Raw genomic sequence first — 12,645 nt, 5'->3', positions numbered from 1 at the left:
CTCCCGTTCTGACCGATGCGACCCTATGCTCAAGACATGTCGGAAATGCAGATCCGCGCATCCGACGCGGATCGGGAACTCGTCACCCAGCAGTTGCAGCGCGCCTTCACCGAGGGGCGCCTGGACCAGTTCGAGCTGGAGGACCGGCTCGAACGGGCGCTGAGTGCCAAGGTCCAGAGCGACCTGGTCAAGGTCGTCGAGGACCTGCCCGCCGACACGCCGCAGGCCGACGACGTGGTCGTGCTGGAGACCAAGCATGACGAGCTCAAGCGCGCCGGCGACTGGGCGGTGCCGCGCCGGCTGCGGGCCGTCTCCAAGCACGGCGGCGTCCACCTCGACTTCAGCCAGGCGGTCATCGCCCATCCCGTGGTGGAGGTCGAGCTCGATCTCAAGTACGGCTCGGCCAAGATCGTGCTGCCGCCGGGCGCCTCGGCCAACGTCGACGGGTTCCGCACCACGTACGGCACCACCTCCACCGCCGACGTGCCCGGGCGTCAGCGGCCCGGGGTGCTGCACGTGGTGGTGACGGGCGAGACCAAGTACGGCGCGCTCGCGGTCCGCTATCCGCGCAAGCGCTGGTTCACCCAGTCGTGAAACGCGGAGATGTGGTGCTCGCTGGGCACCAGCACGCCGCCGTCGGCGTAGGCGCGTGACGACATGCCGAGCTGGGTCCGCTCGCAGGCGTCGAAGTCCTGCTCGTTGACCCGGTGGAACAGCTCGACGGAGCGTGACAGGTCGGCCCCCGAGGCGACCACGTCGGGGTGGTAGAGCCAGTCGCACTCCACGATCGTGCGGTCGGCCGCCAGCGGGAACATCCGGTGCACGATCACGTGGTCGGGCACCAGGTTGACGAAGACCTGCGGCTTGACGGTGACCGCGTAGTAGCGCCGGTCCTGCTCGGGCGCGACGCCGGGCAGCTTGCCGAACCCGGCGGCGCCGTCGACGGTGAACCCCTCGGCCCGCTCGGCGAACGCGGCGCCGTGCCCGACGTAGTACTGGGCCGCGTATCCTCCGGCGAACTCCGGCAGCACCGCCGTGAGCTCGGGGTGGATGGTCGCGCAGTGGTAGCACTCCATGAAGTTCTCGACGATGAGCTTCCAGTTGGCGCGCACGTCGTAGCGGACGCGGCGGCCCACGGCGAGCTCGTCGGCGTGGTAGCGCTCGATGGCGGCCGGGTCGCCGAGCCGTTCGGTGGCGGCGCGCGTCACGCTCTCCTCGAACGGGGGCGGCTCGCCGGCCAGGCAGATCCACGCGTAGCCGAGCCATTCGCGCAGCGCCACGGGCACCAGGCCGTAGGCGACCCGGTCGACGTCCGGCATCCTCGCCAGGTTGGGCGCCGCCGCCAGCGTGCCGTCGAGGTCGTAGGACCAGGCGTGGTAGGCGCACCGGATCGTCCGCCTGACCTCGCCGCCCTCCTCCAGGCACAGCCGCGCGCCGCGGTGCCGGCAGACGTTGAGGAAGGCCCGCAGCAGCCCGTCGCGGCCCCGCACCACGATGACGCTCTCGCGCCCGGCCTGGACGGTGCGGAACGCGCCCGGGGCAGCGAGCTCGGCGGATCTGACCGCGCAGAACCAGAGCGATTCGAAGATCAGGGCCTGCTCGCGGGCGAACACCTCGGGGTCGGTGTAGGAGCGTCCGGGCAGCGTGGAGATCAGGCTCGATGTGCTGGTCAACAGACACTCCTTGTTGCGTAATACGCACCGAGTTGCCCTATATGCGAATAGTCAGCTTGGCCTAGGAGGCTGTCAAGAGGTAGCCGCTGGCCCACCTGAGCCACCGGGTGCACAGGCCGGTCGCGACCCGTTTCGGCACCAGCCGGGCCAGCGGCTCGTGCCGGTTGGTGATCTCGATCCCGGCGAGCACGGCCGAGCGGCGCACCATCCTGGCGCGGGCCCGCTCGTAGGCGCGCAGGTCGCCGGTGACGGAGCGCGCCAGCAGCCAGGCGTCCTCCAGCGCCTGGTTGGCGCCCTGCGCCAGGGTCGGCGGCATGGTGTGCGCCGAGTCGCCGGCCAGCGTGGTCGGCCCGCGCCCCCACACGTCCGGGATCTTCCACGTGTGGTGCGGGAAGAACTCGGGCGCGGTCATCGTGGCGAGGATGCGCGGCACCGGGTCGGGCAGGTCGCCGAACAGCCGCCGCAGCTTCCCCACCGGGTCGGGGTCGTCGCCCCACAGCGGCCTGCCGGGAGCCGTGCGCACGTCGAACCACCACAGCAGCCGCCCGCCGCCCGCCGGGATCAGCCCGCACAGCCCGCCCCCGCCGGAGATCAGGACGGCCCGGCCCGCGCCCATGAGCGCGGTCGGCTCGGTGGTGAACCCCTGCCAGGTCGCCCAGCCGCTGAGCCGCGCGGGATCGCCGCCCAGCATGGCGTGCCGGACCGCCGACCGGCGCCCGTCCGCGCCCACCAGCACGTCGCCGCGGACCGTCCGGCCGCCGGCCAGCCGCGCCCGCGCGCCGCCGGGGTCGACGTCCTCGGCGGCGGCGCCGTACGTGACCGGGACGCCCTCGGCGAGCAGCGCGACCAGCTCGCCGCGCGCCACGTGCACGGTGGGATGGCCGTAGGCGCGCTCGGCGTCGGTGAGGTCGGCGGCGCTGAGCATCCGCCCCCGCGCCGACCAGGACTCCAGCGTCTCCAGCCGCCGCCCGGCGGCGGCGGCGTCGATGCCGAGCTCGCGCAGGATCGCGGTGCTGCCCGGCCAGAGCGTGACGGACCCGCCGGCCGTACGCGGCTCCGGGGCCTCCTCGAACACCTCGACCTCGTGCCCGCCGCCCATCAGAGCGCGCGCGAGAGCGAGACCCGCCACGCCCGCCCCGATCACGACCACTCTCACGAAGAGGACAGATACCCGCTTTACGTCGGCTTGATATCGATGATGCTAGTGGGGTGCAAGCGTCGGTCAAGGTTTGCGCCATACTGTCCCCTCGTTCCTACACCAACGAAGGGCAAGACCATGACTCCCCCTCGCCGCATCGCGATCGCGATCGCGACGCTCACCCTTGCCGGCCTCACCACCGCGTGCGGCGCGATCGGCACCGCGGTCGACTGCAACAAGGTCGCCAGCGAGGTCACCACGATCATGAACGGCTTCAGCACCTCGGTCGCGGGCGCCGCCACCGACCCCTCCGCCATGGAGAAGGCCGGCCAGGAGGCCGCCGGCAAGATCAAGACCCTGGCCGCCGACTATGACGGCGAGCTCCGCTCGGCCCTCGACGAGATGGCCAGCGGCATGGAGAGCATCAAGATCGACGCTGCGAACCCGACCGCCGCCATGGACGCCGTCACCAAGCTCCAGAGCTCCGCGACGAAGATCCAGGGCGCCTGCAGCTGATGACGTTCCGCATGAAACCGGTCTAGTCTTGCTGCCCGTGACGGGCGACACGCTGGTGGGGCGGCCCAAGGTCGGCGCCACTCTCTCCGGTTTCATGACCCGGTTCAACCCCTGGCTGAGGGGCGACCGCCTGCGGGTCGGGCTCCTCAGCCTGGTGTCGGCCGTCGCGTACGCCGTGATCGGCCTGGTGGAGCTGGCCACCTACCGCACCAGCACCTTCGACCTGGTCATCCTCGACCAGACCGTGCGCAACTACGCGTCCTTCCGGCTCCCGTACGCGCCGGTCCTCGGCGCCTTCCACGACCGGGGGCTGGACTACCTCCAGCTCGCCGACCACTTCTCGCCCATCTACGCGCTGCTGGCGCCTTTCTACTGGGTGCACGACGGGCCCGGGTCGCTGATCGTGGCGCAGGCGCTGCTGTTCGCGGCGGCGATCCCGTTCATCTGGCTGTTCACCCGCCGCGTGCTGGGTCTCGGCCCCGCCTACCTGGTCGCGCTGGCCTACGCGCTGTCGTGGCCGGTGGCGCAGGCGGTGGCGTTCGACGCGCACGAGGTCATGTTCGTGCCGCTGCTGACCGCCGTCGCGATCGAGCGCTACCAGGCCGGCCGGCACCTGCCCGCCTTCGTGGCCCTGTTCACGCTCCTCCTGGTCAAGGAGGACATGGGGCTGATGGTGATCGGGTTCGGCGCCTACCTGTTCGCCGTGGGCGACCGCTTCCGCGGCGTGTGCTGCGCGGCCGTGGGGCTGGGCGGGGTGATGCTGACCCGGGGCGCGCTCGTCCCGATGCTGGGCGGGCAGGCATCCGACTTCTGGGCCTACGGCCATCTCGGGCCGGACGTGCCGGGCGCGGTGCTGACGATGCTGCGCGATCCGCTCGCCGCGCTGCTGCTGCCCTTCAGCGAGGAGGCCAAGGTCGACACGCTGTTCCTGCTGGCGTGGCCGACGCTGCTGCTGTGCCTGCTGTCGCCGCTGTCGCTGGTGGCGCTGCCGCACGTGCTCGAACGCATGCTGGCCGACCGTCATCTGTGGTGGCAGGCGGACTTCCAGTACAACGCCTTCACGGTGGCGATCCTGTTCTGCGCGGGCGTGGACGGGCTGGCCCGGCTGCTGCGCTGGGTCAAGCGGCCCGGCGACCGGTCGCTGACGCTGGCGTGGGCGGTGGCGGTGTGCGCGGTGGCGGTCACGCTGGTGCCGAGGTTCGCCCTGGACCAGCTCTACCATCCCGCCTTCTACAAGGGCGACCCGGTCAAGACGGCCGCGGCCGAGGCGGCGGTCGCGCACGTGCCGTCGGGGGTGACGGTCGAGGCGGCCAACTCCGTCGGGCCCGCCCTGAGCAGCCGCGCCACGGTCCTGCTGTGGACGGGACGGCCGCAGGGCGCGCCCTGGGTGGTGGCCGACACGGCCCGCTGGGAGTTCCCGTTCGGCACCGCCGAGGAGCAGTTCGCCCAGGTGGGCAGGCTGATGGCGGAGGGCTACACGAAGGTGTTCGAGCGTGACGGCTACGTGGTGCTCAACCGGGCTCCATGACCTCAGCCGGGGGTCACGGCCTCCGGTGCGCTGAGGTGCTCGGCGATGGCGGTCTGCCAGCCGCGCAGGTAGTCGGCGTAGCCGTCGGCGAATCCGCGCAGCTCGCGGGCGCCCTGCGGGGACAGGGCGGTGAGGTCGTAGACGACCTCGGCCGTGCTGCCGCCCCGGGTGTCGCCGGTGACGGTCACGGTGACCGTGCCGGCCCGGGAGCCGGGCGTGACGCGGGCGTAGCAGACGCGGCGGCCCTCCTGGCGGTCGACCACGATCCAGGTGGTGCGCTCGCCGTGGGTGTCGGTCTCGAAGACCGTGCCGGGCGCGCAGTCGTCGTCGGCGGGCATCGGGAAGCGCGGCCGCCAGCCCTTGACCCAGCGCTCCTCGCCGCGCGGCGTGAACAGCAGCAGCGCCTCGGCGGGCGGCAGCGGCACCGTGACCAGGCCGCTGAGCGAATACTGCACCCCCGTCACCGGGTGACCAGCCGGTGCGCGTCGTCGGCGGTCAGGGTGAGGCCGTAGACGGACTTGAGCTGGTCGATCTTGCCGAGCGTCTCGGGCGAGAACGGCGCCCGCCCCTCGAAGGCGTGGAGCGTGATGCCCTCGACGAGGTCGCCCAGGGACATGTCCAGGTATTCCGCCAGACCCTTGAGGACCTTGAGCAGGTTCTTCTCCACCCGGAGACCGGTCTGGGTCCGCTCCACTGTTACCATGGTAACAATATACCTCAATTCGGGCGGGCGGGCGGTCGGGCGGTCGCCTCCGCGTAAGCCCGGTCGAACCCGGCCAGGACCGCGGGCCACGAGCCCGCCGCCGGCGGCGTGGCGCGGTTGTGCCGGGTGATCCGCTCACGCAGCTCGCGGTCCACGCTGAGCCTGGCCACGGCGTCGGCCAGCGCGTTCACGTCGGGGCCGAGCAGGCCCTCGGTGCCGTCGCTGACGAAGTCGGCCACCCCGCTCTGCGACCGCGCCACCACCGGCAGCCCGGCCGCGCGCGCCTCCAGGGCGGCGATGCCGAACGACTCGCGCGGCGCCGGGGCCACGAACACGTCGGCCGACTCCAGCACCTTGGCGATCTGCTCGCGGGTGTGGCGGCCCGGCAGCGACACCCAGCCGGTCATGTCGTGCCGGGCCAGGTAGCGCTCCATCGAGGCGCGGGCCGGGCCGTCGCCGACCACGGTCGCGCGCAGCGGGATCTCCGCCGGGACCCGCGACCTGGCCAGCTCCAGCAGCTTGAGCAGGCGTACCGGATGCTTGCGCGGGGCCAGCCTGCCGACGGCCACGACGTGCACCTCGCCCCGGTCGTCGGGGCCGCTCTCGGCGGGGAAGCGGCGCCAGCCCGACAGGTCCAGCCCGTTGGACACCACGTGCACCGGCACCCGGGGCCCGGCGACCGCGCGGATCGGAACCGCCGCCGCGTTGCTGACCGTGGTGGCCACCAGCCCCCACCGCTGCCACCCGTACGCCGTGCCGAGCAGCCGGTAGAGGGCGCGCGTGACCGGATCCCACATGCTGTGGACCGTCACCACGCACGGCAGCCCGAGCCGGACGGCGGCGCGCACGCCCTGCCAGGCGAACGGCGAGACGGCCCCCGTGTGCACGTGCACCACGTCGGGCCGGGACCCGGCCAGGCGGCGGGTGAGATGCCTCACGCCCGCCGGGTGCACCGGCAGGTCGAACGGGACACGCGCCACGATCCGGTGCACACCGGGCAGCACCTCGCCCCGGGTGGCGGTGGCCAGCTCCACCTCGTGTCCGGACTCGCGCTGCATTCGCACGAGATCGGCGACCTGCACCTCGATTCCCCCGAGTCTCGGCAGGTAACAGTCACTCACGTGAAAGATCCGCACCCCTCCCAGACTAATCTGGGCCTGTGCCTCCACGTACCGCTGTGTTCTTCCATGCCCACCCCGACGACGAGGCCCTGCTGACGGCGGGCACGATGGCGATGCTCGCGGCCGAAGGGCACCGCGTGGTGCTCGTGGTGGCCACCGCGGGCGAGCGCGGCCTGGCGGAGATCCGGCCGGGCGAGGCGCTCGGCGAGACCCGCATGAAGGAGCTCTACGCCTCGGCCGCCGCGCTCGGCTGCGCCCGCGTCGAGTGCCTGGGCTACGGCGACTCGGGCCTGAGCCCGAAGGGCGGCATCGCCGAGGAGCGGCCCGACAACGCCTTCATCGACGCCGACACGGAGAAGGCCGCCACCGCGCTGGCCGCCATCCTCCAGGAGGAGAACGCCGACCTGCTGTCGATCTACGACCCGGCGGGCGGCTACGGCCATCCCGACCACGTGCAGGTGCACCGGGTGGGCAGGCGCGCGGCGGAGATCGCCGGCACGCGGGTCGTGCTGGAGGCGACGGTCAACCGCGACCCGCTGGTCAAGCTGCTCAAGGCGGCGGGCAAGGTCTACCGGTTCCCGCCGGAGTTCGACGTGCGCACGTTCGAGAGCGCCTACTCCTCCGGCGAGACCATCACCCACCGCGTCAACGTGCGCCGCTACGCCCGGCAGAAGCGGGCGGCGATGGAGGCCCACGCCTCGCAGGCGACCGGCGGCGACACCGACCGCACGCTGGCCGTGATGCTCAAGGTGCCGGGGCCGCTCTACCGGCTGGTGTTCGGCACCGAGTGGTTCGTCCGCCGCGACCTGCCCCCGGGTACGAGGCTGCGTCATCCCTTCGACCGATGGCCCAAGTAACCGGCTACCGGCAGACTGGGCTCCGATGAAGAACAAGTGGCTCCAGATCACGCTGTCCGTCCTGTCGCTCGGGCTCGCGGTGCTGCTGGTGGTCTATCTGCCGCAGATCGTGCAGACGCTGACCGGCAAGCCCGTCTCCTGGCAGGAGATCGGCGCCGTGTTCGGCACGCTCGACGCCGGCATGATCGCGCTGATGACGGCCGTGTGGCTGCTGAGCCTGCTCGCCTACACGTTCGTGCTGACCGGGTCGCTGCCGGGGCTGGGCCACACGCAGGCGCTCACGCTCAACGCCGCCGGGAGCGCGGTCAGCAACCTGCTGCCGTTCGGCGGCGCGGCCGGGGTGGCGCTGACGTTCGCGATGACCAGGGGCTGGGGGTTCGCCAACCGGCCGATCGTGGTCATGACGCTCGTCAGCGGGATCTGGAACACGCTGTTCAGGTTCATCCTGCCGGCCGTCGGGATCATCGCGCTGCTGCTGGCCGGGCAGGCGCCCAACGCGACCGTGGCCAACGCCGGCTGGGTCGGCGCGATCTCGATCCTGGCCCTGTGCGCGGTGGTCGCCGCCGCCCTCTACTGGGACCGGGCCGCCGCCGTACTGGGCCGGGGGCTCGACTTCCTGGCCAGGCTGCTGCGGCTCAAGGTCCGCCCGTCACAGGCGTTCGAGCGGCTGCGCCACGACACCGCCACCGTCGTGCGGACCCGGTGGCCGATCATGTCGTTCGGCATGGTGTTCTTCCTCGGCTTCCAGTGGGCGATCATGGCCGCCTGCATGCTGGCCACCGGCGCCTGGCCGGGGCTCGCCGAGTCGATCGCCGTCTTCGCGCTGTCGCGGGTGCTCACGGCGGTGCTCGTCACGCCGAGCGGCGCCGGGATCATGGAGTCGGGGGTGGTCGTGCTGCTGACCACGTTCGGCGTGGCGGCCCCGCCGGCGACGGCCGCCGCACTGCTCTTCGGTTTCTGGACTTACACTATCGAGATCCCGTTCGGCGGCCTCGCGCTGGGGGCGTGGGCGCTCCTGCGCAGGCGCAACAGCCGAGGCGCCGCAGCGGATCCCCCGTCCACGATCTCGAAGGCCCCCCAGTGACTATCCCGAACCCTCCACGTAATCAACCCCGGGCCTTGTGCGTGATTCGGAAGCGCGCATAGCGTGGCGGCTGACATGGTGGCGTTCCGAGTTCTGGGGCCAGTCGAGGCGTACGAAAACGACGAACTCGACCTCGGCGGGTTGCGGCAACGGGCCGTGCTCGCCCGGCTTCTCGTGGCCAGGGGCCAGGTGGTGCCCGTCGACACGCTGCTGTACGACCTGTGGGACGACGACACCGCCAAGGGCGCCCAGTCGGGGCTGCAGGTCTACATCTCGCGGCTGCGCCGGGTGCTGGAGCCGGGCCGCCCGCGCGGCGGGCCCAACCGGCTGCTGGTGACCGTCGCCTCCGGCTACGCGCTGCGGGTGGCGCCCGAGCAGGTCGACGCGCTCCGCTTCGAGCAGCTCGTCCGGACGGCGGGCGAGCACCTCGACGACGGCGACCCGCAGGCCGCGCGCGGCCGCCTGGAGAAGGCGCTGGGCCTGTGGCGCGGCACCCCCTACTCCGACTTCGCCGACCAGCAGTGGGCCGAGGCCGAGGTCAACCGGCTGACCGAGCTGCGGCTGGTGGCCCGCGAGCGGCATGCCGACACCGGCCTGCGCCTGGGCATGCCCGCCGAGACCGTGCCCGACCTGGAGGCGCTCACCACCGAGCACCCGCTGCGCGAGGAGGGCTGGCGGCTGCTCGGCCTGGGCCTCTACCGGTGCGGCCGGCAGGGCGACGCGCTGGCGGCGCTGCGCCGGGCGCGCAACATCCTGGCCGACGAGCTCGGCATCGACCCCGGGCCGGCGCTGCGCAAGCTGGAGTCCGACATCCTCGCCCAGGCGCCCGAGCTGGAGCTGGCCCCGCCGCCCCGCCCGTCGCGGCCGGTGCCGCCCGCCGACACGTGGCCGCCCAGGCCCGCCACCCCGATCGAGCCGCCGCCGCTGGAGCCCGAGCCGTTCGTCGGCCGTGACGCCGAGCTGTCGAGGCTGACCACGGCCGCCGCCCGCACCGGCCGCTTCCAGGTGGCGATCGTCACCGGCGTCGCCGGGGCGGGCAAGACGACGCTGCTGCGCCAGTTGCAGAGCAGGCTGACCGCCGACGGCTGGATGACCTCCTCCGGCGCCTGCCCCGACTCCAGCGCCACCCCGCCCGGCTGGGCCTGGGTGGAGATCCTGCGCGCGCTCGTCGGCACGACCGGCGCGGGCGAGTACGCGCAGCTCCTGGCCCCGCTGCTGGACGACGCCGCGCCCGCGCCCGACGACGACGAGGTGTCCGGCGGGTTCCGGCTGCACCGGGCCGTCGGCGGCTATCTGGCGGGCGTCGCGCGCCGGGCCCCGGTGCTACTCACGCTGGAGGACCTGCACTGGGCCGACGATCAGACGCTGGCGCTGCTGCGCGCGCTGCCGAGCCTGCTGGCCACCAGCCGGGTGCTGCTCGTGGTCACCTGCCGCGAGAGCGAGCTCGACGACCGGCAGGCCGACGTGCTGGCCGCGCTGGCCAGGCTGGGCCCGGTCCGGGTGGGCCTGTCCGGGCTCGCCCCGAAGGCCGTGGCCGAGCTGGTCCGGGCCACCTGCGTGCGTGAGATCGACGAGGACGCCGTCGAGTCGATCGTCGAGCGCACCGGCGGCAACCCGTTCTTCGTCCGCGAGACCGTCCGGCTGCTCGACGCCGAGGGCGCGGCCGACCGGGCGAGCGCGGCCGAGGTGCTGTCGCGGGTGCCCTCGGGGGTGCGTGACGTGCTGCGGCGGCGCGTCTCCCGGCTGCCCGCGGGCGCGCAGCAGATCCTGCTGCAGGCGGCGGTGATCGGCCGCGACGTGGACGTGGACGTGCTGGTCGACGTGGCCGGCGACGAGGACGCCGTGGTGGAGGCGGTCGAGGCGGCGCTGCTGGCCGGGCTGGTGACCGAGCCGGGCCCGGGGCTGCTGCGGTTCGACCACGACCTGGTGCGTGACACGCTCTACTCCGACGCCTCGCGGCTGCGCCGCACCCGGCTGCACGCGGCCGTGGCGGCGGTGATCGAGCGGCGGGCGCCGTCCGACGTGGCCGCGCTGGCCCACCACTATTTCCTGGCCGACGCCGCCGACAAGGCGGTGCACTACTCGGGGCTGGCCGCCGAGCAGGCCGAGCGGCGCTTCGCGCACCGCGAGGCGGCGACGCTGTGGGAGCAGGCCATCGCCGCCTTCGACCGCACCGGCGGCGACACCAAGCAGCGGCTGCGGCTCATGCTGCGCCGGATCAAGGCGCTGGCGCTGTGCGGCGACATGCACACGGCCCGGCTGCTGCGCCGCGAGGCGATGGACGCCGCGCTGCCGCTGGGCGACCTGGAGCTGACCGCGCGGGTCGCGGCGGCGCTCGCGGTGCCGCACAAGGGCATGGCGCGTGACTTCACCCGCACCGCGTGGGAGATCGTCGACGTCACCGAGCGGGCGCTGAGCGAGCTGCCCGAGGGCGAGCAGCAGCTGCGGGCCAGCCTGCTCACCACGCTGGCGCTGGAGCTGGAGGGCTCCTCCTCGCCCGAGCGGGGCCGGCAGGCGTCGCTGGAGGCGCTGGAGGTGGCCCGGCAGAGCGGCGACCCGGTGCTGATCGCGGTCGCGCTGAGCGGGCGGCTGCGCCAGTCCTACGACATCCCGGCCGTCGACACCCGCGAGAGCATCGGCCGCGAGCTGCTCGACGTGGCCCAGCGCTCCGGCCAGGTCGCCACCCAGGCGCTGGCCCATCTGGTGCTGCTGGAGTGCGCGGCGGCGCGCGGCGAGTTCGGCGTCGCCGACGAGCACGCGGCCGCCGCCGACCGGCTGGCCCGGCAGTACGACCTGCCGGCCCCGGCCGCCGTCCACGCCTGGTATTCCGGGCAGCGGCAGATGATCGCCGGCGACTACACGGGCGCCGAACGCGCCTACCGCGACGCGGCCCGGATGACGGCGCGGGCGGGCATGCTGGAGGGCCGCCAGGACCTGCCGCTGATCACCACGTTCTGCCTGCACCTGGTCGACGGCCGGGCGGCCGAGACGGTCGAGCTGCTGGCCGAGGCCCACCAGCGCGGCGCGAAGTGGACCCTCGACGCCTACGCGCTGGCGCTCGCCTCGGCCGGTCACGTGGCCGACGCCAAGGCGGTCGCCGCCGTCCGCCCGCCGGTGCGGCCCGACTTCCTGTACGAGCTCGCGATGACGTGGCGGGCGCTGGCCGGGATGCTGCTCGACGACCGGGAGCGGATGGTCGACTGCTACGACAAGCTCAAGCCGTTCGCCGACCGGGTGGCGGGCGCCGGCACCGGGGTCGTGGCGCTGTGGCCGGTGGCGCTGACGCTGGGCGACCTGGCGATCCGGCTGGGCCAGCCTGCCGCCGCCCGCGAGCACTACGGCAAGGCGCTGGAGGTGGCGCACCGGATCGGGGTGCCGCGCTGGGTGGAGGCGGCGCAGCGCTCGGTCAGCAGCTCACCTGGAAGCGGTCGCTCCTGATCGCCTCGCGCCCCTCGGCCTTGAGCTCGACGCGATACCAGCCGGGGTTGTCGGAGACGGCCGGGTCCCAGGCGGCGCTCTCCTCGGCTCCCGCGAACCCGGAGTAGTGCACCAGGTAGGTGCCCCAGGTGTTGGTGCCGGGGTTCCAGCGGGCCAGCCGCCAGCGGTAGGAGACGGCCTCGTCGGGGTCGGGGTTGACGATCACCGTACGGGCCAGGAACGTCTTCAGGCAGTCCGGCGCGCTGTCGAGGGCGGTGACCGTGACCTCGCCGGGCACCGCTGCGGGCACCGTGGCGGGCACCGTGGCGGGTACTGTGCGTGCCGGCAGGGTGACCGCCCGGGCGGGGGCGGGCGCGGGCAGCGGCGCGGAGCTCGCGGCGCCGTACGCGGTCAGGCCGGCGTAGGCGGCGGCGAAGGCGAGGGCCGCCACGAGGAACTTCACCGCGCTCGCCGCGCCGGTGGCCAGTGCCGTACGGCTGCTTCTCGTCGCCTTGCTCAACCCGGTCAACACGGTCAGCACCTCTCTTCGCTCACCGCCAAGCGTGGGGCACGGGTATTGAGCGCCGCTTGTCACACGCTTGCAACCT

Annotated in this window: 12 protein-coding genes; 6 read left to right on the top strand and 6 right to left on the bottom strand. The window is 73.3% G+C overall.

Annotation, left to right across the window (positions count from 1 at the left end):
* Positions 1-36 precede the first annotated feature (36 nt).
* Positions 37-594: a DUF1707 domain-containing protein gene (locus AB0J53_RS20650; protein ID WP_246646102.1), complete on the top strand. Its 558-nt coding sequence runs from the start codon at positions 37-39 to the stop codon at positions 592-594.
* Here the strand turns inward: AB0J53_RS20650 and AB0J53_RS20645 are convergent.
* Together AB0J53_RS20645 and AB0J53_RS20640 are read right to left on the bottom strand one after the other, a co-directional pair.
* Entirely contained in the window at positions 561-1,673 is a 1,113-nt protein-coding gene (locus tag AB0J53_RS20645; protein ID WP_364174437.1) for an aromatic ring-hydroxylating dioxygenase subunit alpha, read from the bottom strand. The genes AB0J53_RS20650 and AB0J53_RS20645 overlap by 34 nt on opposite strands.
* A gap of 61 nt (positions 1,674-1,734) precedes the next feature.
* Positions 1,735-2,829: an NAD(P)/FAD-dependent oxidoreductase gene (locus AB0J53_RS20640; protein WP_364174434.1), complete on the bottom strand. Its 1,095-nt coding sequence runs from the start codon at positions 2,827-2,829 to the stop codon at positions 1,735-1,737.
* Between the two features lie 120 nt (positions 2,830-2,949).
* On the opposite strand from AB0J53_RS20640, the gene AB0J53_RS20635 reads away from it, so the two are divergent.
* Together AB0J53_RS20635 and AB0J53_RS20630 are read left to right on the top strand one after the other, a co-directional pair.
* A complete protein-coding gene (locus AB0J53_RS20635) occupies positions 2,950-3,327 on the top strand; it encodes a hypothetical protein (RefSeq protein ID WP_219510233.1) in 378 nt (125 codons plus the stop codon).
* Positions 3,328-3,364: 37 nt separating this feature from the next.
* Entirely contained in the window at positions 3,365-4,855 is a 1,491-nt protein-coding gene (locus AB0J53_RS20630; protein ID WP_308126010.1) for a DUF2079 domain-containing protein, read from the top strand.
* Between the two features lie 2 nt (positions 4,856-4,857).
* Here the strand turns inward: AB0J53_RS20630 and AB0J53_RS20625 are convergent, their stop codons facing one another.
* From AB0J53_RS20625 to AB0J53_RS20615, 3 genes are read right to left on the bottom strand one after another with little or no spacing between them, the layout of a single operon-like run.
* Positions 4,858-5,319 carry a hypothetical protein gene (locus AB0J53_RS20625; RefSeq protein WP_364174429.1) on the bottom strand — a complete coding sequence of 154 codons (462 nt, stop codon included), beginning with the start codon at positions 5,317-5,319 and terminating at the stop codon, positions 4,858-4,860.
* Positions 5,316-5,549 carry a hypothetical protein gene (locus tag AB0J53_RS20620; protein WP_364174427.1) on the bottom strand — a complete coding sequence of 78 codons (234 nt, stop codon included), beginning with the start codon at positions 5,547-5,549 and terminating at the stop codon, positions 5,316-5,318. The genes AB0J53_RS20625 and AB0J53_RS20620 overlap by 4 nt, the downstream gene beginning before the upstream one ends.
* A 23-nt stretch (positions 5,550-5,572) precedes the next feature.
* The gene (locus tag AB0J53_RS20615; protein ID WP_364174424.1) at positions 5,573-6,679 is read right to left on the bottom strand and encodes a glycosyltransferase family 4 protein; all 1,107 of its coding nucleotides are present in this window, start codon (positions 6,677-6,679) and stop codon (positions 5,573-5,575) included.
* 38 nt (positions 6,680-6,717) lie between these two features.
* Between AB0J53_RS20615 and AB0J53_RS20610 the strand changes: the two genes are divergently transcribed.
* The 3 genes from AB0J53_RS20610 to AB0J53_RS20600 all read left to right on the top strand — a co-directional run bounded on the left by AB0J53_RS20610 (position 6,718) and on the right by AB0J53_RS20600 (position 12,058).
* The gene (locus AB0J53_RS20610; RefSeq protein WP_308126012.1) at positions 6,718-7,536 is read left to right on the top strand and encodes a PIG-L family deacetylase; all 819 of its coding nucleotides are present in this window, start codon (positions 6,718-6,720) and stop codon (positions 7,534-7,536) included.
* 25 nt (positions 7,537-7,561) lie between these two features.
* Complete coding sequence (locus AB0J53_RS20605) at positions 7,562-8,620, top strand: lysylphosphatidylglycerol synthase domain-containing protein (RefSeq protein WP_364174420.1); 1,059 nt, start codon at positions 7,562-7,564, stop codon at positions 8,618-8,620.
* A gap of 75 nt (positions 8,621-8,695) precedes the next feature.
* A complete protein-coding gene (locus tag AB0J53_RS20600) occupies positions 8,696-12,058 on the top strand; it encodes a BTAD domain-containing putative transcriptional regulator (protein WP_219510238.1) in 3,363 nt (1,120 codons plus the stop codon).
* Here AB0J53_RS20600 and AB0J53_RS20595 read toward each other — a convergent pair.
* Complete coding sequence (locus AB0J53_RS20595; protein ID WP_364174417.1) at positions 12,027-12,569, bottom strand: hypothetical protein; 543 nt, start codon at positions 12,567-12,569, stop codon at positions 12,027-12,029. The genes AB0J53_RS20600 and AB0J53_RS20595 overlap by 32 nt on opposite strands.
* Between the last annotated feature and the right edge of the window lie 76 nt (positions 12,570-12,645).

It is taken from the genome of Nonomuraea sp. NPDC049725 (assembly GCF_040674795.1).
Lineage (GTDB): Bacteria > Actinomycetota > Actinomycetes > Streptosporangiales > Streptosporangiaceae > Nonomuraea > Nonomuraea ceibae.
The sequence above is the reverse complement of the archived record's forward strand: the minus strand, read 5'-3'. Positions and strand labels throughout refer to the sequence as shown.

Excerpts from the sequence above, each read along its gene's own strand:
- AB0J53_RS20650 (WP_246646102.1), top strand. The coding sequence starts at position 37 with ATGTCGGAAATGCAGATCCGCGCATCCGACGCGGATCGGGAACTCGTC.
- AB0J53_RS20635 (WP_219510233.1), top strand. The coding sequence starts at position 2,950 with ATGACTCCCCCTCGCCGCATCGCGATCGCGATCGCGACGCTCACCCTT.
- AB0J53_RS20605 (WP_364174420.1), top strand. The coding sequence starts at position 7,562 with ATGAAGAACAAGTGGCTCCAGATCACGCTGTCCGTCCTGTCGCTCGGG.
- AB0J53_RS20600 (WP_219510238.1), top strand. The coding sequence starts at position 8,696 with ATGGTGGCGTTCCGAGTTCTGGGGCCAGTCGAGGCGTACGAAAACGAC.